This is a genomic window from Niallia sp. Kr1 (assembly GCF_050389805.1).
Lineage (GTDB): Bacteria > Bacillota > Bacilli > Bacillales > Cytobacillaceae > Bacillus_BD.
Genome location: NZ_CP130945.1, coordinates 3,395,216 through 3,417,974, shown reverse-complemented (window position 1 = coordinate 3,417,974; position 22,759 = coordinate 3,395,216). Strand labels below are relative to the sequence as shown.

Annotated in this window: 22 protein-coding genes and 1 other annotated feature; all 22 genes read left to right on the top strand. The window is 36.6% G+C overall.

All coding sequences use genetic code 11. The annotated features are described in order from the left end of the window. Positions 1-31 precede the first annotated feature (31 nt). The 22 genes from mraY (at position 32) to ileS (ending at position 22,445) form a co-directional block, all read left to right on the top strand. Positions 32-1,006 (top strand): phospho-N-acetylmuramoyl-pentapeptide-transferase, encoded by a 975-nt coding sequence (gene mraY / locus Q5760_RS16665; protein ID WP_428908741.1) that lies wholly within the window; start codon positions 32-34, stop codon positions 1,004-1,006. Next, a complete protein-coding gene (murD, locus tag Q5760_RS16660; RefSeq protein WP_428908740.1) occupies positions 1,007-2,359 on the top strand; it encodes a UDP-N-acetylmuramoyl-L-alanine--D-glutamate ligase in 1,353 nt (450 codons plus the stop codon). 277 nt (positions 2,360-2,636) lie between these two features. Next, complete coding sequence (spoVE, locus tag Q5760_RS16655) at positions 2,637-3,737, top strand: stage V sporulation protein E (protein ID WP_428912616.1); 1,101 nt, start codon at positions 2,637-2,639, stop codon at positions 3,735-3,737. A 185-nt stretch (positions 3,738-3,922) separates the two neighbouring features. After that, positions 3,923-5,020: an undecaprenyldiphospho-muramoylpentapeptide beta-N-acetylglucosaminyltransferase gene (murG, locus tag Q5760_RS16650; protein WP_428908739.1), complete on the top strand. Its 1,098-nt coding sequence runs from the start codon at positions 3,923-3,925 to the stop codon at positions 5,018-5,020. Between the two features lie 70 nt (positions 5,021-5,090). Beyond that, positions 5,091-5,999 (top strand): UDP-N-acetylmuramate dehydrogenase, encoded by a 909-nt coding sequence (gene murB, locus Q5760_RS16645; RefSeq protein WP_428912615.1) that lies wholly within the window; start codon positions 5,091-5,093, stop codon positions 5,997-5,999. A 162-nt stretch (positions 6,000-6,161) separates the two neighbouring features. Beyond that, entirely contained in the window at positions 6,162-6,992 is an 831-nt protein-coding gene (locus tag Q5760_RS16640) for a cell division protein FtsQ/DivIB (RefSeq protein WP_428908738.1), read from the top strand. Beyond that, positions 6,928-7,671: a DUF881 domain-containing protein gene (locus Q5760_RS16635; protein WP_428908737.1), complete on the top strand. Its 744-nt coding sequence runs from the start codon at positions 6,928-6,930 to the stop codon at positions 7,669-7,671. Before Q5760_RS16640 ends, Q5760_RS16635 begins: the two co-directional genes overlap by 65 nt. A 35-nt stretch (positions 7,672-7,706) precedes the next feature. Beyond that, positions 7,707-8,429, top strand: coding sequence for a DUF881 domain-containing protein (locus Q5760_RS16630; protein WP_428908736.1), 723 nt, complete (start codon positions 7,707-7,709; stop codon positions 8,427-8,429). Positions 8,430-8,431: 2 nt separating this feature from the next. Next, on the top strand, positions 8,432-8,785 hold the full coding sequence (locus Q5760_RS16625) for a small basic family protein (protein WP_428908735.1): 354 nt from the start codon (positions 8,432-8,434) through the stop codon (positions 8,783-8,785). 192 nt (positions 8,786-8,977) lie between these two features. Further along, positions 8,978-10,270, top strand: coding sequence for a cell division protein FtsA (gene ftsA, locus Q5760_RS16620; protein ID WP_428908734.1), 1,293 nt, complete (start codon positions 8,978-8,980; stop codon positions 10,268-10,270). Positions 10,271-10,348: 78 nt separating this feature from the next. Then, positions 10,349-11,488 carry a cell division protein FtsZ gene (ftsZ, locus tag Q5760_RS16615; RefSeq protein WP_428908733.1) on the top strand — a complete coding sequence of 380 codons (1,140 nt, stop codon included), beginning with the start codon at positions 10,349-10,351 and terminating at the stop codon, positions 11,486-11,488. Positions 11,489-11,736: 248 nt separating this feature from the next. Continuing rightward, positions 11,737-12,696, top strand: coding sequence for a sigma-E processing peptidase SpoIIGA (gene spoIIGA, locus Q5760_RS16610; RefSeq protein ID WP_428908732.1), 960 nt, complete (start codon positions 11,737-11,739; stop codon positions 12,694-12,696). 31 nt (positions 12,697-12,727) lie between these two features. Beyond that, positions 12,728-13,447, top strand: coding sequence for an RNA polymerase sporulation sigma factor SigE (gene sigE / locus Q5760_RS16605; protein WP_428908731.1), 720 nt, complete (start codon positions 12,728-12,730; stop codon positions 13,445-13,447). A gap of 353 nt (positions 13,448-13,800) precedes the next feature. Then, complete coding sequence (sigG, locus tag Q5760_RS16600) at positions 13,801-14,583, top strand: RNA polymerase sporulation sigma factor SigG (RefSeq protein WP_428908730.1); 783 nt, start codon at positions 13,801-13,803, stop codon at positions 14,581-14,583. A gap of 287 nt (positions 14,584-14,870) precedes the next feature. Then, positions 14,871-15,137, top strand: a complete 267-nt coding sequence (locus Q5760_RS16595) for a YlmC/YmxH family sporulation protein (protein WP_428908729.1) — start codon at positions 14,871-14,873, stop codon at positions 15,135-15,137. Between the two features lie 73 nt (positions 15,138-15,210). After that, complete coding sequence (pgeF, locus tag Q5760_RS16590; protein WP_428908728.1) at positions 15,211-16,041, top strand: peptidoglycan editing factor PgeF; 831 nt, start codon at positions 15,211-15,213, stop codon at positions 16,039-16,041. Next, complete coding sequence (locus tag Q5760_RS16585; RefSeq protein ID WP_428908727.1) at positions 16,038-16,715, top strand: YggS family pyridoxal phosphate-dependent enzyme; 678 nt, start codon at positions 16,038-16,040, stop codon at positions 16,713-16,715. Before pgeF ends, Q5760_RS16585 begins: the two co-directional genes overlap by 4 nt. A 14-nt stretch (positions 16,716-16,729) precedes the next feature. Next, positions 16,730-17,170 carry a cell division protein SepF gene (locus tag Q5760_RS16580; protein ID WP_428908726.1) on the top strand — a complete coding sequence of 147 codons (441 nt, stop codon included), beginning with the start codon at positions 16,730-16,732 and terminating at the stop codon, positions 17,168-17,170. Positions 17,171-17,176: 6 nt separating this feature from the next. Further along, entirely contained in the window at positions 17,177-17,440 is a 264-nt protein-coding gene (locus Q5760_RS16575; RefSeq protein ID WP_428908725.1) for a YggT family protein, read from the top strand. Positions 17,441-17,775: 335 nt separating this feature from the next. Continuing rightward, positions 17,776-18,546 carry an RNA-binding protein gene (locus Q5760_RS16570; RefSeq protein ID WP_428908724.1) on the top strand — a complete coding sequence of 257 codons (771 nt, stop codon included), beginning with the start codon at positions 17,776-17,778 and terminating at the stop codon, positions 18,544-18,546. Positions 18,547-18,627: 81 nt separating this feature from the next. Continuing rightward, complete coding sequence (locus Q5760_RS16565) at positions 18,628-19,143, top strand: DivIVA domain-containing protein (protein WP_428908723.1); 516 nt, start codon at positions 18,628-18,630, stop codon at positions 19,141-19,143. A 47-nt stretch (positions 19,144-19,190) separates the two neighbouring features. After that, positions 19,191-19,602, top strand: a binding site (T-box leader). 71 nt (positions 19,603-19,673) lie between these two features. Next, positions 19,674-22,445 (top strand): isoleucine--tRNA ligase, encoded by a 2,772-nt coding sequence (ileS, locus tag Q5760_RS16560; protein WP_428908722.1) that lies wholly within the window; start codon positions 19,674-19,676, stop codon positions 22,443-22,445. Positions 22,446-22,759: the final 314 nt, after the last annotated feature.

The following is a 22,759-nucleotide window of genomic DNA, read 5'->3' as shown; positions in this document are numbered from 1 at the left end:
GACACAATCGTGATGGGGAGGAGGGACTAACGTGTTAGAACAAGTACTTTTCTTTACAATTCTAATGGGATTTCTTATTACAGTATTATTGTCCCCCATTTTTATCCCTTTTCTAAGAAGATTGAAATTTGGACAAAGCATTCGTGACGAAGGTCCAAAGTCACATCAAAAGAAGACAGGGACACCCACGATGGGTGGAATTATGATTCTCTTTTCCATCATTGTTACAACACTTGTGATGACTGAAAAATTTAGTGAACCAACGATGACAACCTATTTGTTGCTTTTTGTAACGATTGGATTTGGATTACTCGGCTTTTTAGATGATTTTATTAAAGTGGTTATGAAAAGGAATCTTGGATTAACGTCCTTGCAAAAGTTGATTGGACAGATTGTCATTTCAGTCGTCTTTTTTATCGCATTGAGACAACTTGAATTTTCTACAGCGATTGAAATACCATTAATCAATTATTCCATTGATCTCGGGTATTTTTATGCCTTGTTTATTATTTTTTGGTTAGTAGGGTTTTCTAATGCGGTCAATTTAACAGATGGATTAGATGGGCTTGTTTCAGGGACAGCAGCTATAGCATTCGGTGCTTTCGCTGTCCTCGCGTGGAGTCTTTCTCAGTTTGAAGTAGCCATCTTTGCTGTAGCGATTGTTGGTGCTGTACTTGGCTTTTTGGTTTTCAACGCTCATCCTGCAAAAGTATTTATGGGAGATACTGGTTCATTAGCGCTTGGTGGGGCAATTGCCGCAATTGCCATTATGATCAAAGCGGAAATCATCCTTCTTGTGATTGGTGGAGTTTTTGTTATTGAAACATTGTCGGTTATTTTACAGGTTCTAAGTTTTAAAACAACCGGAAAACGTATTTTTCGAATGAGTCCATTACATCACCACTATGAATTATTAGGCTGGAGTGAATGGAAAGTAGTCGTTACTTTTTGGACGGTAGGTTTGTTATTTTCAATCATAGGAATTTATATTGAGGTGTGGTTATAGGTGAAACAGGTTGATATGTATCTCCATAAAAAAGTGTTAGTGTTAGGTTTGGCAAAAAGTGGGGTTGGAGCAGCGCTATTATTACATAAATTGGGTGCATTTGTTACGGTTAATGATTATAAACCATTATCCGAAAATCCAGAAGCACGGGACTTACTAGAGCAAGGGGTAACAGTAATTTGTGGCGAACATCCACTAGAATTATTAGAAGAAGGTTTTGAACTTATTGTAAAGAACCCAGGCATACCCTACCATAACCCAATGGTTCAAAAAGCAATGGAATTAAATATTCCGATCATTACAGAGGTAGAACTTGCCTATCAGGTTTCAGAGGCCCCATTTATTGGGATTACTGGAACAAATGGAAAAACGACTACGACAACCCTTGTTTTTGAAATGTTGAAAGTGGGGAATCAATCCCCTCTTATTGCGGGGAATATCGGAACGGTTGCATCTGAGGTCGCACAAGCTGCGAAGGAGTTTAATCAAATTGTGATTGAACTTTCTTCGTTTCAGTTAATGGGGACGCCTACATTTAGACCGAAAATCGCGATTTTAACAAATATCTATGATGCCCACCTTGATTACCATGGGACAAGATTAGAATACGCAAAAGCAAAGGCGAATATTACAAAAAATCAAACCAGTGAAGATTATTTTATCGTGAACAGTGAACAAGAGGAAGTCATGGAAATCGCTGCGAAATCAAAGGCACAAATCGTTCCGTTTTCGGTTAAACGGGAACTCGTCCAAGGGGTATGTGTAAAGGACGGTTGGATACTGTTTAATGGTGAACGGATTATGAAGGTTGCAGATATTGTATTACCTGGTGCACATAATCTTGAAAATGTTTTGTCAGCGATTGCCGCAGCTAAGTTAACAGGTGTTTCTAATGAAGCAATTTATCAGGTTTTAAACACATTTAAAGGAGTCAAGCATAGACTTCAATTTATTGATGAAATAGATGGAAGACTTTTTTATAATGATTCAAAGGCAACCAATATATTAGCAACGAAGAAGGCGTTAATGGCTTTTGAAAAGCCAACCATTTTACTTGCTGGTGGACTCGATCGTGGCAATGAATTTGATGAGCTAATCCCTTCTTTTAAAAATGTAAAAGCAATCATCACATTTGGACAGACTGCGCCAAAATTGGAAAGAGTGGCAAAAGAAGCAGGAATAAAAATAATTCAGCGTGTCGATAATGTTGAAAAAGCAGCAATTTGTGCCTTCCCTTTATCTGTACCTGGTGATGTGATTCTATTATCTCCAGCATGTGCAAGTTGGGATCAATATAAAACTTTTGAAGAGCGAGGGGACATTTTTGTAGAAACGGTGCATAAGCTTAAGTAAGGGCTTGTCTTAGAGAGTTGTAGTTTGTTATAGGTTAGAAATGATAAGCTTTTGGAGTTAGATGGATGTCTAGCTCCAGCGCCTAGCTCTTAGTGAACGACTTACTAATGATTGTGTCAACATGGATTTGTACTTACGTGCTCATCGTGTTTCCTTTATCTTAAGGGGAGAGTTGATGTCAGTACATCCTGTACAAGACAGTTCATCTGGAGTTGGGCAAGGCGCTTCCGCTGTTCTCTTTACAGGTCAAATAACTTGCATTCCGAGGTGTGGTCTTTTGCCGACTAAAAAAACGACTCCTGATATTATTTTAATGTTATTGACTTTTTTCCTTTTAGCAATTGGTCTTGTTATGGTATATAGTGCCAGTGCCGTTTGGGCCGAATATAAATTTGATGATTCGTTTTTTTTCGCTAAACGTCAATTGCTATTTGCCTGTGTTGGAATCATTGGTATGTTTTTTATTATGAATATTGACTACTGGACATGGAGAACTTGGTCTAAAGTATTAGTTATCATTTGCTTTGTTCTTCTGGTATTAGTCTTAATCCCTGGTATAGGGAATGTTCGGAATGGCTCTAGAAGTTGGATTGGGATCGGAGCGTTTTCAATTCAACCATCTGAATTTATGAAATTAGCGATGATTATTTTTTTGGCACGTTTTTTATCTGAAAACCAAAAACATATAACTTCTTTTAAAAAGGGATTAGTTCCTTCTCTTGGTTTGGTCTTTTTGGCATTTGGAATGATCATGCTCCAACCTGACTTAGGTACAGGAACGGTAATGGTTGGAACCAGTGTTGTTATGATTTTTATCGCAGGGGCAAGAATTAGTCATTTTATGATGTTAGGTTTAATGGGGGTTGCCGGTTTTGTTGCGCTCGTATTATCTGCGCCCTATCGGATCAAACGGATTACATCGTTTCTAGATCCTTGGGAGGATCCACTTGGAAGCGGGTTTCAAATTATACAATCTTTATATGCCATCGGTCCTGGTGGACTATTTGGATTAGGACTTGGTGAAAGTAGACAAAAATTCTTTTACCTACCAGAGCCGCAAACCGATTTCATATTCGCTATTTTGGCAGAAGAATTAGGATTCATTGGTGGATCCTTAATTTTATTATTATTTTCACTGTTATTATGGCGTGGGATTCGGATTGCTTTAGGTGCACCAGATTTATATGGCAGCTTTTTAGCAGTCGGAATTATCGCCATGGTTGCCATTCAAGTAATGATTAATATTGGCGTAGTTACAGGTTTAATGCCTGTTACAGGTATTACATTGCCGTTTTTAAGTTATGGAGGTTCATCCCTAACCTTAATGTTGATGGCAATCGGTGTATTATTAAATATTAGTAGGTATTCACGTTATTAAAGAGTACTACCTAAAAGTGCTGACCAAGCAGGTCAGCATTTTTTATGATGAAAGGATTATTACAATCTTCCGATGGTATCTTTTTAAACTTTAGAATATAGTAGAATAGGGAATGTATGATCAACTTATGTAACATGTAAACCAGAGAGAAAAGAACGTTTAAATTTGTTTTATGAGGTGAAACGATGAATATTATAGTTAGCGGTGGAGGAACGGGGGGCCATATATATCCTGCTTTGGCTCTTATCCGAGAGATACAAAAAGAATCTAAAGATGTTAACTTTTTATATATTGGAACAGAAAAGGGACTTGAAAGTAATCTTGTCGTGAGAGAAGGAATCCCCTTTAAGTCTATACATATAACAGGATTTAAACGAAGTCTGTCGTTTGAAAATGTTAAAACCATTTCTAGATTTATTAGGGGTGTCCGTAAAAGTCGTAAGATATTAAAAGAGTTTGAGGCAGATGTTGTAATTGGTACAGGCGGGTATGTATGCGGTCCTGTCGTTTATGCAGCATCAAAGCTTGGAATTCCGACGATCATACACGAACAAAATAGTGTTCCGGGATTAACCAATAAATTCTTGAGTCGTTATGTGGATCGCATTGCTGTTTGTTTTGAGGAGGCAAAAGCATTTTTTCCTGAAAAAAAAGTTGTGTTAACGGGAAATCCACGGGCCTCAGAAGTATTAAATCAGGATGGTAAAAAGGGAAGGGCATCGGTCGGTTTGAGTGAGCGTCAACCAGTTGTTTTGATTGTCGGGGGTAGCCGAGGTGCAAGACCAATCAATGAAGCCGTCTTGAAGTCTCTTTCTATGCTTGGACAAAAACCGTATCAGATTCTTTATGTAACAGGTGATGTTCATTATGATGAGGTTAAAAAAGAAGTGGATTTAATCGGTAATCCGAAAAATGTAGTGATTAAACCGTTTATTCATAATATGCCCGAAATTCTTGCTGGAGTTGACCTTACAGTTGCCCGTGCAGGTGCTACGACCTTAGCGGAGCTAACATCTTTAGGGATTCCAAGTATTCTAATACCAAGTCCTTATGTGACAAATAACCATCAAGAAAAAAATGCGAGGGCCTTAAGTGATCATCATGCCGCAAAAGTTGTACTAGAACAAGATTTAAGCGGACAAAAACTTGTCGAAGAAATCGATCGAATATTAATGGATCAAGATAAACTGTTAGAGATGAAAAAAGCAGCCAAAAACTTAGGAATCCCAGATGCTGCAGGAAGATTATACAAATTGATGAAGGATTTGGTAAATCAACGATAGTAGCCTATTGATTTCTAACTGCATACACTAATGTTAATTACTAGTTCAGGAGGACATTATGGACAATACAATCAATGAGTTAATGCGGGAACTTAATGAAAATAATGTAGGTATGGTCAAACTAAATGAACCATTAGCCCGTCATACCACAATGAAAATCGGGGGTCCAACTGATTTATTTATAGAACCGTCATCCATTGAAGGTTTAGAAAAAACGATGAAGCTCATTTCAAAAGCCCAAGTTAATTGGCGGGCAATCGGCCGTGGTTCAAACCTATTAGTTTCAGATAAAGGGATTGAAGGGGTTGTTATTAAGCTTGGGAATAGTCTCAATCAAATGAACCTTGATGGCACGGTATTGACAGTTGGTGCAGGATATTCACTTGTTGCTTTAGCCATGCTAATCAGTAGAAAAGGTTTATCTGGACTAGAGTTTGCTAGTGGAATACCAGGTTCTGTAGGGGGGGCCGTGTATATGAATGCTGGTGCCCATGGTTCAGATATCTCCAATATTTTAACGGAAGCCCATATTTTATTTAATGATGGTACGCTTGAATGGTTATCGAATGAAGAAATGGAATTCTCTTATCGAACTTCTGTTTTACAAAAAAAACGACCTGGAATTGTGGTAGAGGCGCGGTTTCAGTTAAAAGAGGGCGATAAAGAGCAAATTGTAGACGTTATGCAAAAAAATAAGGATTATCGAAAAGTAACACAGCCATATGATTCACCTTGTGCGGGCAGTATTTTTAGAAATCCGTTACCACAGTACGCTGGTAAATTAATCCAAGATGCTGGTCTAAAAGGACATAGAATAGGTGGGGCACAAATTTCCGATATGCATGGAAACTTTATTGTTAATGCTGGTAATGCTAAAGCAGAGGATGTTCTTCAGTTAATTCAGTATGTAAAAAAGACAATCTTTGAAAAATATAATGTCCATTTAGAAACCGAAGTAGAAATAATAGGTAAAATATAGGAAAACAATCAATAAAATCCTACTATAATATGCTATAATTAAATATTGATATGAAAATTATCATTAAAATAACGGCATGATTCATCGTGCCGTTGTTTTTGGTCATGGATGAACAGATTTGTCCTCATAGGCAAACTTGTCAGGTTAAAGGTGGTGAAGCATATGGATGAAAAGAAGAATGTTGTTTCAATTGAGGATCGAATTCCAAAATTAAAAGAACAGCGTAGAAAAAAGGCAAATCGCAGATTAATTTTTTTATTACTTTTATTTTTCATTCTAATTGCTTGCATATTATATTTTCAATCCCCATTAAGCCACGTGCAAAACATAACGGTCTCAGGAAATGATGTCTACAAAGATGAAGACATTATTTCAAAGGCTAATTTATCAAGTCGTACTAATATTTGGAAAGTAGAAAATGAAGAGATCGAGAAAAAAATTAGACAATTGGATGAAATTAAAACAGTGGAAGTTAAAAAACAGTTCCCGGCAACGATACATATAGATGTTGAAGAATTACAGCGAATTGCCTACATTTCTTTTGAAAATAAGTATTTACCTGTTTTAGAAGATGGGAATACGCTAAATAAAAATCAAAGTACGGAAATTCCATTAGCAGCGCCCATACTTTTCGACTTTACAGAAGATAAGGCGTTAAAAGAAATGATTAATGCTATTGAACAATTACCAAGAGAAGTGCTAAATTCAATTTCAGAAGTTCATTATGATCCGACAGAATCGGATCCATTTCATATAACCTTATATATGAACGACGGCAATCAAGTAAGTGCAACGATTCGAACTTTTGCAGAAAAAATGGTGCATTATCCGGCGATTGTCAGTCAACTAGAGCCCTATCAAAAAGGGGTTATTAATTTAGAAGTAGGTTCATATTTTAAGGCTTTTGAGCCGAAAGGAGATGAACCTGATGAAGAAACTGGAGAATCCGAAGGAACAGAAGGAACCGAAGGTCAAGAAAACGGTTCGGAGTAAATACATCATTCTAACTCTGGTTTCCGTTGTATTCGGATTTATGATTTCATATTCTTATCAATTTACGGCTCAAAGACAAAGTCATCCAAAATTAACGAGCAGTCAATATGAACGTGATATGGAATTACGAGAAGAATTAATAGAGCAGGAGGAAAAAAATCAATCACTGCAAGAGAAATTAAATGATACACAGAGTCTTTTGTTAGAGATTGAACAAGAACTTTCAGAAGAAGCTGTAACTTTTTCAAACCTTGTGGAAGAAACAGAAAAATATCGAATGTTTTTAGGGAAAGTGAAGGTAAAGGGTAGCGGAGTCCAAGTGATCTTGGACGATGCTGACTATAATCCTCAAAGTCAAAATGCCAATCAATATATTGTTCATGAACACCATATTTTTAAAGTGATAAATGAACTTAATATTTCAGGAGCTAGCGCTATTGCTGTAAATGGACAACGATTATCACATGATTCATATATTCTGTGCAATGGACCTGTGATTGAAATTGATGGGAGACAGCACCCAGCACCATTTGTTATTACAGCTATTGGCGACCCTGAAACCATGACGGCAGCGCTCAATATAGATGGCGGAGTCAAAGATATATTGGTGAATGAAAATGTTCGATTTACAGTGGAGAAAAAGAGTGAGATTGTTATCAATACCAATTTAGAAGGTTAGTGATCACTCGGGTATTGCTAGGAGAATTTAATTTAATGAAAAAAAAACAAATCAGTATGACGGTGATTACATTTACGATGGGTTTGATGTTAGCGGTTCAATACCAGAGTGTGAAAGAACCAGTTATCAGAGATACAAGGGATACTTGGGAATTAAGAGAAGACTTGATTATTGAAAAAGATCGGTATTTAGGATTAATTCGAGAAATACAGTCCATTGAGGAAAAAATCAATCAGTATGAGAGTGAAAGGGTACAAGGAAAAGTGAATGTTTTAAAGGAAACATTAAATGAACTAAAAGTAGAAGCAGGATTAACCGAAATCGTTTCTCCAGGGATCACCATTAACATTGAATATGCGAAAGAAACGATCATGTTAGGAGAAACAATTCGTCCCGTTTCTGCGTATCTTTTACAAAGTCTTATGAATGAATTAAATCAATATGGGGCAAAGCATATTTCCATTAATGAAAATAGGCTTATAAGCACTTCTGTCATACGAGAGATCAATGGAGCCACAACGGTGGATGGTCACCCTATTGACAAAATACCTATTTCCATCAAAGTTGGAGTAGAAGATTTACAAGCAGCGGAAGAACTATATAAACACATGCAAGTATCTAAGTCCTCCAAAGAATTCTTTATGGAAAACTATCGTCTATCAATTTCAAATCCTCAACCACAGATAACGATTCCAGCCTTTAAAGATCCCATCAGAATTCAGAACATGGAGTTAGCAGAGAATTATAAAGGAGGGTAGGTATGTGGCTTCCCATTATTGGTTTAATGATCGGTCTATTTCTTGGATTTTTAACAGATATCAGAATCCCTCCAGAGTACTCTAATTACTTATCCATCGCTGTTTTGGCTGCATTGGATTCTTTAGTTGGGGGTATGCGAGCACATTTGCAAAATGTATACGAAGAAAAGATATTTGTTTCTGGATTTTTCTTTAATATCATTTTAGCTGTAAGTTTAGCTTTTCTAGGTGTTCATCTTGGTGTAGACTTATACTTAGCGGCTGTTTTTGCCTTTGGAGTTAGACTTTTCCAAAATATTGCTGTAATACGAAGAATATTACTGGTGAAATGGTCTGCAAATAAGGAAAAAATGTAAAAAAATCATTTTTTAAAAAGGGAATCAATTAAATTTGACGAATAATTTTAGGATATAAGAAAAAAAGACTAATAAAAAGAATCTATTAGAACGATGGAGATTGAAAATTAGTCGCTAATCAGTCAAATATAATTATTGCTTGTTTTTGACATTTGTTGTTCAATTAGGATTAGTAAAGGGAGGTGCCATAGAATGAACAGCAATGAAATATACGTAAGCCTTGACATCGGTACATCCAGTGTGAAAGTAATCATAGGTGAAATGGTAAACGATGCACTTAATATTATCGGAGTTGGAAATGTTCCGTCTGAAGGATTACGCAAAGGTTCAATTGTGGATATAGATGAAACCGTTCATTCTATTAAGAGAGCAATAGAACAGGCTGAAAGAATGATTGGAATGGAAATTAGGAAAGTGATCGTTGGAATTACAGGAAATCATATCATGCTTCAGCCTTCACACGGAGTTGTAGCCGTAGCAAGTGAAAATAGAGAGATAACAGACGATGATATTTCCAGAGTGATTGAAGCGGCTCAAGTTGTTTCAATCCCCCCTGAAAGAGAAATTATTGATGTTATTCCTAAACAATTTATCGTAGATGGTCTTGATGAGATCCATGACCCAAGAGGGATGATTGGTGTTCGTCTTGAAATGGAAGGGTCTATTATAACAGGTTCAAAAACGATACTACATAATATTTTACGCTGTGTAGAAAAAGCTGGTTTAGATATTTTAGAAATCACCCTACAGCCATTAGCAGCAGGAGCATATGCCTTATCTAAAGACGAAAAGAATCTCGGTGTAGCTCTTGTTGATATTGGCGGGGGATCTACCACAATTGCCTTGTTTGATCAAGGTGAATTGATTTCCACTTCTGTTCTACCGGTTGGAGGAGAGCATATCACGAAGGATATTTCGATTGGTCTTCGTACGACATCAGAAGAAGCTGAGAAAATTAAACTTAAATATGGACATGCTTTTTATGATCATGCTTCAGAAGATATTACTTTTGATGTTTCCATGATTGGGAGTGATCAAAAGCAGTCCTTTAACCAAGTAGAATTAAGTGATATTATCGAAGCTAGGATGGAAGAAATATTTGAGTTAATACTAGCAGAACTACATCGCTTAGGGGTTCATGATGTACCTGGAGGATATGTGCTAACAGGCGGTGTTGCTAATACACCAGGTATCTTAGAGATTGCTCAAATTGTATTGCAGAATAGAGTACGAATTGCGAGTCCTGATTATATTGGAGTAAGAGAGCCGCAGTATACTACAGCAGTGGGTCTTATCAAGTTCGCTTATAAAAATGCTAAAATCCAAGGCAGACAAATGAGTAATGCTACTGTTACCCAAGAGATGAATGAAAAACGACCTGTAAAAGCTAAACAAACTCAAAGTAAACAACCAAAACCAGAAAAGCAGTCAGAGGAAAAAGTTTCATCCAAAATGAAAAAGTTTTTCGGTTACTTTTTTGAGTAAAAGCTGTGTTCTGGTAAAATGTAGCAATCAATTTTATGCAGTGCTATCAGGAATTTCGACGAATTAGGAGGATTTGTCATGCTGGAATTTGAAACAAATTTAGACACATTAGCAACAATAAAGGTAATTGGGGTTGGCGGTGGTGGAAACAATGCGGTCAATCGTATGATAGAGCATGGGGTGCAGGGTGTTGAGTTTATTTCAGTAAACACAGATGCACAGGCGTTAAATCTTTCAAAAGCAGAAGTGAAAATGCAGATCGGTGCTAAGTTAACAAGAGGATTAGGGGCAGGGGCAAATCCTGAGGTAGGAAAAAAAGCAGCCGAAGAAAGTAAAGAACAATTAGAAGAGGCTCTAAAGGGTGCGGATATGGTTTTTGTTACCTGCGGTATGGGAGGAGGAACTGGTACTGGTGCTGCTCCTGTGGTCGCCCAAATTGCAAGAGATTTAGGGGCCTTAACAGTGGGTGTTGTAACAAGACCATTCTCCTTTGAGGGTAGAAAAAGAGCGACACAAGCAACAGGTGGAATTGCTGCAATGAAGGAATCTGTCGATACATTGATTGTGATTCCAAATGATCGACTTCTTGAAATCGTTGATAAAAGCACACCAATGCTTGAAGCATTCCGTGAGGCTGATAATGTTCTACGCCAAGGGGTTCAAGGGATTTCTGACTTAATTGCAGTACCTGGTCTAATCAATCTGGATTTTGCCGATGTAAAAACAATCATGTCCAATAAAGGATCAGCCTTAATGGGAATCGGAGTTGCGACTGGAGAAAACCGTGCAGCAGAAGCAGCGAAAAAGGCAATTTCATCGCCACTTCTAGAAACCTCTATTGATGGTGCACAGGGTGTATTGTTAAATATTACGGGTGGTTCTAATTTAAGTTTGTACGAAGTTCAGGAGGCTGCGGATATTGTAGCGACTGCTTCTGATCAAGAGGTGAATATGATCTTTGGGTCTGTCATTAATGATAATCTCAAGGATGAAATTGTGGTTACGGTTATTGCAACAGGGTTCAGCGAAGAGGTATTGCAGCCAAAACCAACAAGACCTGCACTAGGACAACAACATAAACCTACTACAAATGTACCTAAAAGAGAACCTAAACGTGAAGAAGTAGCTCCACAAGAGCAACCAAGGAACACAGGAGGGCAAGGAGATGACTTCTTAGACGTCCCTACCTTCCTTAGAAATCGGAATAGAAGAAGATAAATAAAAAAAAGAAGCGCAGTCATTTAACTGTGCTTCTTTTTTTTATTTATCTTCTATGCTAACAGACTCCCACCATTTATTGGAAGTATGCTTTATTGACAAAATCCGGTGTGAAAGGTGAAAATTATTGATTTTTTGTGAACAGAAAGTGACACACTTCTGCAGTACAGGTAGGGTATACTCTTTCATAAGCGGATTAACTTCAAACAGTAGTGCGAATTTGAATAAATGATCGTGAGGGGAGCTATTTGGCGATATATCTCGATATTATTTGGTTATTAAATCTTTTATTTGATAGCCTCCTTCTTTATTTAACAGCCCTTGTTCTAAAAAGGGATATACGTATTTGGAGAATCTGTGTGGGTGGTTTCATTGGTTCTATCATTATCTTATTAACGATTACACCGTATCATGCAATTTTTAGTCATCCATTCGTGAAGTTGTTATTCTCCATTTTAATGATTTTAACAGTCTTTGGTTATAAACGTTTTAAATATTTTATAACGGGACTGCTGACTTTTTATTTAACAACATTCTTAATAGGAGGGTCGCTGATTGGGATCCATTATTTTGCTAGATTTGATTATGATCTCACGTCGTCCCTATTTTTAGCTAATATCCAAGGTTTTGGAGATCCGATTAGTTGGTTGTTTGTGGTCATAGGCTTTCCGCTAGCTTGGCATTTTTCTAGAAAGAATTTCGATAGAATTGAAGTAACTAAAATTCAATATGATCAACTGGTCGAAGTAGAACTTGTTCTTGACGGGAAAGTATACTTATTTAAGGGGCTAGTTGATAGCGGAAACCAATTATATGACCCGATTACAAAGTGGCCAGTTATGTTTGTTTCTATTAATAGAATCATTGATGATTTGACAGAAGAATTAAGTATGATAGCCAAAGAAGGAGAAGCTGTCATTATGGGAGAAAAGTCAATTGCAGCCCATTGGGAAAATAAAATAAGGGTGATTCCATATAAAGTGATGGGTCAAGAGCATCAATTAATTATAGCGCTACAACCAGATGATATGCGCATTAAACAAAATAATGAAATAAAAAAGATTGAAAAAGGCTTAATTTCGTTAACAACACAACAGCTTTCTTCTGATGATGCATTTCAATGTATCGTACACCCTAAAATGCTTATCGATGGAAAAACAATTAGTTACAAGCAAGAAACAAGCCAATCAATGGAAATGATGGTTTAACCAAAATTTTTAGAATATGAGGAGGAAAACGATGAAAACACTCAAACTTAAATTATCTTATTACTGGTATAAACTTTTAATGAAACTAGGGTTAAAAACAGACGAAGTTTTTTATATCGGTGGAAGTGAAGCATTACCACCTCCTCTTAATAAAGAAGAAGAGGCCATGTTAATCGAGAAACTGCCTAATGGAGATAAAACAGCTCGGTCCATTTTGATTGAACGGAATTTGAGGCTTGTTGTTTATATTGCTAGGAAGTTTGAAAATACAGGGATAAATATAGAAGATCTAATTAGCATCGGTACAATTGGTTTAATAAAAGCAGTGAACACCTTCAATCCTGAAAAGAAAATTAAGTTAGCTACATATGCATCTCGCTGTATTGAAAATGAAATTTTAATGTATTTAAGGCGGAATAATAAAATTCGTTCTGAAGTTTCATTTGATGAGCCACTGAATATTGATTGGGATGGAAATGAATTACTTCTCTCAGATGTTTTAGGGACAGAGGATGATATTATTACGAAGGATCTTGAGGCAAGCGTAGATAAGAAGCTTTTATTAAAAGCTTTACACCAGTTATCAGATCGGGAGAAACAAATTATGGAGCTTAGATTTGGACTAGGGACAGGTGAGGAAAAGACACAAAAAGATGTAGCAGATATGTTAGGCATATCTCAGTCTTATATTTCACGATTAGAAAAAAGAATTATTAAAAGACTAAAAAAAGAGTTCAATAAAATGGTGTAACTCCATTGGGGATATCGTTGACTTAAAAGATATAACAGGTTCAGAAGCTCCACATTTGAGATTAAGGGATTGGGCTTTTGAGTGAGTAGGGTTTAAACTGAGGTAAAACCACCTAAAAGGGTTGCGATTTTTACGGTAATTTTAATATAGCAAGCTCAAAAAAATAAGGGCGCAACTTCGGCGGGTGAGTTCAATAATAAAAATTTTTTTCTTTTAAAAAAGGGGGAGAATTCTACAGTTTGTGAGGAATTCACCCCCTTTTCGTTTTTTTTCTCATTTTTATAAATGCATATTTTTCCTTGCAGGGGAGATACTGTTTTTTGTACAGCAACTCCTGTAAGGAGGGAAATGGATTGACTCGAAATAAAGTTGAAATTTGCGGTGTTGATACATCAAAACTTCCAGTATTAAAGAACGAAGAAATGAGATTGCTTTTCAAAAAAGTACAGCAAGAAGGAGATCTATCCGCACGTGAACAGCTCGTTAACGGAAACTTACGCCTGGTACTAAGTGTCATCCAACGCTTTAATAACAGGGGAGAGTATGTTGATGATCTATTTCAGGTTGGCTGTATTGGACTTATGAAATCAATTGATAATTTTGATTTAAGTCAAAACGTGAAGTTTTCAACCTATGCGGTCCCAATGATCATTGGAGAAATACGGCGTTACTTACGAGATAATAACCCAATTCGTGTTTCTAGGTCATTACGGGATATTGCATACAAAGCATTACAAGTTCGAGAACGATTAATGAGTAAAACATCACGGGAGCCTACAGCTGAAGAAATTGCAAAAGAACTTGATGTACCACATGAGGAAATCGTTTTTGCGCTTGATGCGATTCAAGACCCTGTTTCTCTTTTTGAACCCATCTATAATGATGGAGGTGATCCAATTTTTGTATTGGACCAATTAAGCGATGAAAAGAATAAAGACATTAATTGGATTGAAGAAATTGCTCTTAAAGAAGGTATGCGGAGATTGAATGACCGAGAAAAATTGATTTTAAGAAAGAGATTTTTTCAAGGGAAAACCCAAATGGAAGTTGCTGAAGAAATTGGTATTTCTCAAGCCCAGGTTTCTCGTTTGGAAAAAGCCGCAATCAAGCAAATGAATAAGAACATTCAAAGTTGAAACTGCCGTCATGGCAGTTTTTTTAATTTTATTCGCTAAAAACCTTGTTTTTATAAAAGGGAGCTTTTTAGTGAATAAAGTTAAGAATACGGTGTTTACCTCGGATTTTTAGGCATTTACCGAGATCACTTGACGACGTTCAGGACGTCTAAGTCATGCGGATGTGGCATTTTGAAATGTGGAAAAATCGGGAGAGTAAATTAGCCAATGCAAATTTGATTATATACTCATTTTTACAACGTTGCTCGACTATACATTTAATAAGGTAAATGATTAGGAGTGGATGTATGGTGAGGATATCTGAATTTCAAATAAAAGATGTTGTAAATGTTGCTGATGGGAAAAAACTTGGGAATATAAGCGATATTGATATCAATCTTCAAACAGGTAAAATCGAGGCGATAATTATTTCAGGTACAGGGAAAATTTTGAGTCTTTTTGGAAAAGAGGAAGAAACGGTCATTCCATGGAAAAATATTTTAAAGATCGGGGAAGATGTGATTTTAGTTAGATTTAATGAGAAGAATGAATTTCACATACAAGAAGAGGAATAGATTCCTTTTTTTACTAGGAAGAGGTACGGTTGTATGATAAAATATTAAAATAGAAAATAAAAGAGGTATTGTGATGGAGCCTTTTGTTTTAGAAGAAAAAGAATTTTTTTCCTTGTCTCAGTGGGTCGGTATGTTTCCGGATTTAACGGTTGGCTTTACGACGAAAAATGGCGGGAAAAGTGATCATGAATTTGACAGTTTAAATATGGGTTTTCATGTAAATGATACAAAAAAGAATGTATGTGAGAATCGAGAAATTTTAGCAAAAAAACTAGATTTTCCTATCCAACATTGGGTAGGTGCCGAGCAAACCCATGAAGTTCAGATTAAAACTATTACTCATTCCGATAAGGGAATGGGTGCAAATACTTATGACTCTGCTTTTAGTAGAACTGATGGTTTTTTCACCTTGGATAAAGGGATTTTACTGACATTATGTTTTGCGGACTGTGTTCCTCTTTATTTTTTGCATCCACAATCAAAAACGATTGGAATTGCTCATGCAGGTTGGAAAGGCACGGTAAATGGAATTGCTCGAGATATGATTCAGAATTTTCAAGTTAAAGAGATGAAGGCAAGTGAGATTTTAGTGGCCATCGGACCTTCAATTTGCGAAAATTGTTATATTGTAGATGACAATGTAATAAATTTAGTTCAAAATAGACTAGAAGGTGTCGAAATACTTCCCTATAATGAAATTAGTGACGGACAGTATCGATTAAATTTAAAGGAATGTAATAAGCAAATTCTATTATTAGCTGGAGTTTTACCGGAAAATATATTGGTAACGAAATTATGTACGAGTTGTCATAAAGATCTTTTTTATTCACATCGTAGAGATCAAGGCAAGACTGGACGTATGATTAGTTTTATAGGCTGGAAGGAGACCAAGCAAAAAAAATGAAAGTAGTTGAAAACCTGCAAGTTATTCAAAAAAAGATTATCGAGGCTTGCAAAAAGGTTAATCGAAATCCAAATGAAGTGAAAATTATAGCTGTTACAAAATACGTGTCCAATGAGCGGGCACAGGAAGCCGTTAATGCAGGCATCCTAGATCTTGGTGAGAATTATGATGAGGGCTTAATTAAGAAATGGGAAGTGTTGCAGGACAAGCCGAAATGGCATTTTATTGGTTCACTACAATCACGGAAAGTCAAAAATATCATAGAAAAAGTCGATTATATTCACTCTCTGGATCGCCTTTCGTTAGCAAAGGAAATTAATAAACGCAGCAAAAGCATAGTTAAATGCTTCGTGCAAGTGAATGTTTCTGGTGAAGAAACCAAGCATGGAATTTCTCCAGATGAATTAATAGGTTTTATCCAATCTTTAGAAGAATATCCAAATATAGAAGTGGTTGGATTAATGACAATGGCACCTTTAACAGATGATGAGTCACTTGTAAGGGACTGTTTTAGAGCATTAAAATCTTTACAAATCAAAGTTCAGCAAATGGAACTAGAGTTTGCTCCATGTAAAGAGTTGTCGATGGGAATGTCAAACGACTATGAAATTGCAATAGAAGAAGGAGCAACAATGATACGCATAGGAACAGCTCTTGTCGGGGAAGAAAAATAGGGGGTTCGTTGAAAATGAGTATTAAATCTAAATTTAAAACATTTTTCTTTTTGGATGATGACTATGCAGAAGTGGACGAAGATCAGTACGAGGAAGAATATCAGCCCCAGCCAGAGAGAAAATCCAAACCTGTACAAAAGCAAAATGTTGTCAGCCTGCAAAGTATTCAACAATCATCTAAAGTAATATTAATCGAACCTCGTGTGTATGCAGAAGCTCAAGATATTGCCGATGAATTAAAAAACCGTAAAGCTGTTGTGGTTAATCTTCAACGGATTGAATACGATCAAGCAAAAAGAATTGTAGATTTCTTAAGTGGTACCGTCTATGCCATAGGTGGAGATATTCAAAAAATTGGAACCGATATTTTTCTTTGTACTCCAGACAATATTGAGGTTTCTGGTACTATATCAGAACTCTTATCAGAAAAGGAATTTGAACATTCGAGGTGGTAATTTTTAATGGGTATTATTATTAGCATTTTGTCAGCAGCGATTTATTATTATTCGTGGGCATTAATTATTTATATATTAATGTCATGGTTTCCAAATGCAAGGAGTTCAGCGATTGGACAGTTTTTAGGGAGAATCTGTGAACCCTATTTAGAACCATTTCGAAAAATTATTCCTTCTCTTGGAATGATTGATATTTCACCAATCGTTGCTTTTTTAGTATTAAACCTAGCGACAGCAGGGTTAAATCAATTAGCATTATGGTTTATTTAAAATAAAACGAAAAGAGCAATAAGGGGCTCAAATAGTAGTCCCTTTTTCTGTTGATAGAAAGCATTTTAAAAAAAAGAATTAAGTTTAGCTCCGGCGCCCTACCCCTTCTTTTTGTCACAAGCTTGTCTAGTGGCGGCTCCTAGTGACGGAAGGATAACTCGAGTACTGCTAAAGGCAAAGAACGCCTTAAGAAGTACTTGTCTAGACATAAGTCCCTAGGCAGTTGCCTATGCATTTCTTTCAATCCGTCAAAAAGATTAAAGAACAATCTTCTTGACGGTTCGTCTTGTGCAGACTTAAGGGTGCGCTTGCGCTTTTCAAAAAAGGTGGAAGGTATGTCTATATATCAGCACTTTCGTCCGGAAGAACGCGGGTTTATTGACCAAGTACTAAATTGGAAAGAATATGTAGAAGAAAGATATGCCCCTAAATTGACGGATTTTTTAGATCCACGGGAACAACAAATTGTTAATTCAATTGTAGGTGGGCAAAATACAAGGATTGCCTTTTTCGGTGGTACAGACGATACGGAGCGCAAGCGTGCATTCCTTTATCCCGATTACTATGAATTGACAGAGGATGATTTTCAAATTACTTTATTTGAAGTCAAGTATCCTAGTAAATTTATCACCTTGACACATCCACAAGTTCTGGGGAGTCTCATGTCAATCGGGATTAAAAGAGAAAAATTTGGTGACATATTGTTATCAGAGCAAAAAATTCAATTTTTTTGTGCTGGTGAAATTGCCGATTATGTCAGACTTGAAGTGAAGTCAATGGGAAAAGCAACAATCGAACTAATTGCACAACCATTATCCCAGGCTATCATTCAAAAAGAACAGTGGGATGAGGTATTAATGACAGTATCCTCATTAAGACTAGATGTGATGATTTCAAATATCTATCAAATTTCAAGGCAAAAGTCACAGACCCTTATCCAGTCAGGATTGGTAAAAGTTAATTGGAAAACCATCGAAAATCCTTCGTTTGAATGCGGTGTAGGGGATACTTTATCTGTTCGAAGGTTCGGGCGTAGTAAAATCCTTTCTTTTGATGGACTTTCCAAAAAAGAAAAGTGGAAGATTTTAATTGGAAAACAAAAATAATCAATTTTTATGCAGGAAAATAAAAGATTTTGTCGAAAAAGTAAAGGTGCAAACTAGAGAAAATACTTGGGAGGTGGCAGTATGCCATTAACGCCATTAGATATACATAATAAGGAATTTAGTAAAGGGTTCCGTGGCTATGACGAAGATGAAGTAAATGAGTTTCTTGACCAAGTAATTAAGGATTATGAAATGGTCATCCGTGAAAAAAAAGAATTAGAAGAGCGCTTGAATGAAATGACTGAGCGTATCGGTCATTTTAATTCAATTGAAGAAACGCTTAATAAATCGATTATAGTTGCCCAAGAAGCAGCTGAAGAGGTAAAGCGGAACGCGCAAAAAGAGGCAAAATTAATTATCAAGGAAGCAGAAAAAAACTCAGACCGTATTGTAAATGAATCACTGTCAAAGGCAAGAAAAATTGCTTTAGAAATTGAAGAACTGAAAAAACAATCAAAAGTATTTAGAACACGTTTTAAGATGTTAATTGAGGCTCAACTAGATTTACTGAATAGCGATGATTGGGATCAACTCTTACAATATGAACTAGATTCAACTGAATTACAATCATTAAAAGAAGAAGATTCCTTAGCTTGACGTTTTTTAAGAAAAGGAATATAATTTTTAACAATTAATGAATATAGGTAATAACAAAGATAGGGACAGTACACTTATCCACTTATATATAGCGAACTAGGGACGGTGAAAGCCTAGTAATAAGAATAAGTTTGGAAGATCACCCTTGAGTTCCTTTGCTGAAATATATATTTAACTTCATTCAGGAGAAATCCTCCTTTTATAAGTGGGATGATTGGCAGAAGGTTTTCTGACTCAGATGGGTTTCAAAAGCCAGATGATTGAAGTTAAATTTCCGATGAGTCTTGTGATTTATTACGTATTTTATCGAGAAATTTCGATAAAGATCTGGCGTAAATTCAACGGGCGAACTTAATTAGTAGGCACAGGCGTTTCATTCACGTTAAGAATGGTTTGAGCGGATAGAAATTATTTTTATCTACAAGGGTGGTACCGCGGGAAAACCTTCTCGTCCCTTTTTGGGATGTGGGGTTTTTTTATTTGTCTTTTTTACTTATAGTAAGAACCAATTTCTAGATGGAGGAATTACGATGGAATATAAAGATACTTTATTAATGCCGAAAACGGAATTTCCGATGAGAGGCAACTTACCTAAGAGAGAACCTGATATTCAAGCAAAATGGGAAGAAATGAATATCTATAAAATGGTACAAGATAGAACAAAAGATCGTCCTATATTTGTATTACACGACGGTCCACCATATGCAAATGGTGATATTCATATGGGACACGCATTAAATAAGATTTTAAAAGATTTTATTGTTCGTTTTAAATCAATGAACGGATACAATTCTCCTTACGTTCCTGGCTGGGATACACATGGACTACCAATTGAACAGGCATTAACCAATAAAGGGGTTAATCGCAAAGAAATGTCAGTTGCAGAATTCAGAAAACTATGTGAGCAATATGCCTATGAACAAATAGAAAACCAACGTACACAATTCAAACGACTTGGGGTTCGTGGTGACTGGGAAAATCCGTATATCACGTTAAAACCTGCATATGAGGCACAACAAATCAAAGTATTTGGAGAAATGGCTAAAAAAGGCTATATCTACAAAGGTAAGAAGCCTGTATACTGGTCCCCGACTAGTGAATCTGCATTAGCTGAGGCTGAAATTGAATATAAAGATAAAAAATCACCGTCCATTTATGTTGCATTTAAGGTAAAAGATGGGAAGGGTGTTTTAGATACTGATGTTCAAATCATCATTTGGACGACAACTCCATGGACGATCCCAGCAAACCTTGGGATCTCTGTACATCCTAACTTAAAATACGTCGTTGTTACTGAAAAAGGACAAAAATATCTCGTTGCGGAAGCCTTGTTAGAATCGGTTCAAAATGAACTTGGCTGGGAAGAAGCAGAAGTTGTTAAGACGATTAATGGTGGAGAATTAGATCGTGTTGTTGCTACACATCCAATTTACGGTCGTGATTCCCTTGTCATGTTAGGTGAGCATGTTACAACTGATGCTGGTACTGGATGTGTACACACTGCACCAGGACATGGGGAAGATGACTTTTATATTGGTCAGAAATATGGCTTGGATGTTCTTTGCCCTGTTGATGATAAAGGGGTAATGACGAATGAAGCACCAGGTTTTGAAGGCATGTTCTATGATAAGGCGAACAAAGCCATTACTGAAAAATTAGAAGAAGTGGGAGCTTTATTAAAGCTTCAATTTATTACCCACTCCTACCCACATGACTGGAGAACGAAAAAACCAATCATTTTCCGTGCAACTGCTCAATGGTTTGCATCTATTAAAGATTTTAGAGAAGATTTGTTAGACGCAGTAAAAGAAACGAAATGGGTTCCGGCATGGGGTGAAACGAGATTATATAATATGGTTCGTGACCGTGGTGACTGGTGTATTTCTAGACAACGTGCATGGGGTGTTCCGATCCCTGTTTTCTATGCTGAAAATGGAGAGCCGATTATTACGGATGAAACCATTAACCATGTTTCAGAATTATTCCGTGAACATGGCTCAAATGTTTGGTTTGAACGCGATGCAAAAGACTTGCTACCAGAAGGATTTTCACATCCTAGCAGTCCAAATGGTAACTTTACAAAAGAAACAGATATTATGGATGTTTGGTTTGATTCAGGATCATCACATCAAGCGGTTTTATTAGAACGTAATGACTTGCAGCGACCTGCAGACCTTTATCTAGAGGGATCCGATCAATATCGTGGTTGGTTTAACTCATCCTTATCAACTGCAGTAGCTGTAACAGGAAAGGCTCCATATAAAGGTGTCTTAAGCCACGGATTTGCTTTAGATGGTGAAGGAAGAAAAATGAGTAAGTCACTAGGAAACGTTGTTATTCCTGCAAAAGTGATGAATCAATATGGCGCTGATATTTTAAGACTTTGGGTTGCATCTGTTGATTATCAGGCGGATGTACGTGTATCAGACGCTATTTTAAAACAAGTGGCAGAAGTATACCGAAAAATCCGAAATACTTTCCGTTTCTTGCTAGGAAACATTTCTGACTTTAACCCTGAAAAAGATGCGGTACGATATGAAGATTTACGCGAAGTCGATCAATTTATGTTAGTAAAATTAAATAAATTGATCGCTCAAGTAAAAGACCATTATGAAAACTATGAGTACGCAAGTATTTATCATGAGGTAAATAACTTCTGTACTCTTGATTTGAGCTCGTTCTATCTTGATTTTGCGAAGGATATTCTTTACATTGAAGCAATAGATCAAAAGGATCGCCGTTGTATCCAAACGGTTTTATATGAAAGCTTGCTTGCATTAACGAAATTAGTTTCACCGATTCTTTCCCATACAGCAGACGAGGTTTGGGACTTTATCCCAGGTGTACAAGAAGAAAGCGTGCAGTTAACAGATATGCCAGAAGTGAAAGATCTTCCAAATTCTCAAGAATTATTGGAAAAATGGTCTAAATTCATGGAATTACGAGATGATGTTTTAAAGGCGCTTGAAGAAGCTCGTAATGAAAAAGTAATTGGTAAATCGTTAACAGCAAAGGTTTCACTCTATGTAAAAGATGACACGAAAAAATTATTAGATACGATTCATGAAAATCTACAACAACTTTTCATCGTTTCTGATTTTGAAGTTGCTGGTTCTTATGCACAGGCTCCAGAGCAAGCCTTAAAATTAGAACATGCGGCAATCGTTGTTTCAAAAGCAGAAGGTGAAACGTGTGAAAGATGTTGGACCGTTACTCCTCACGTTGGTGAAGTAGAAGAACATCCAACACTCTGTAAACGTTGTGCCGAAGTAGTTAAAGAAAACTATAGCCATTTAGCTTAATAAAATCTAGATTTAGAAATGCACAAGTCGTTTTAGTAAACGCTTGTGCATTTTTTTGTCTAGTATCAGCGCCTACACCTTTGAGGTCACAAGCCTGTCTAGTGTCGGCTCCTAGGGACGAAAGGATAAGCCGAGTACTTCTGAAGGCAAAAAACGCCTTAAGAAGTACTCGTCTTGTGCTAGTCGGGGGTGGGCAAGGCGCCTACACTTTCCTTTGTAAAATATTCCACCTTCGTCAATTGTTGTTTACCTTGTCAATTGTTTTAATGTTTTATGAAATAAGAGCGGGGCATGATAAAGGGAAACAAATAGAA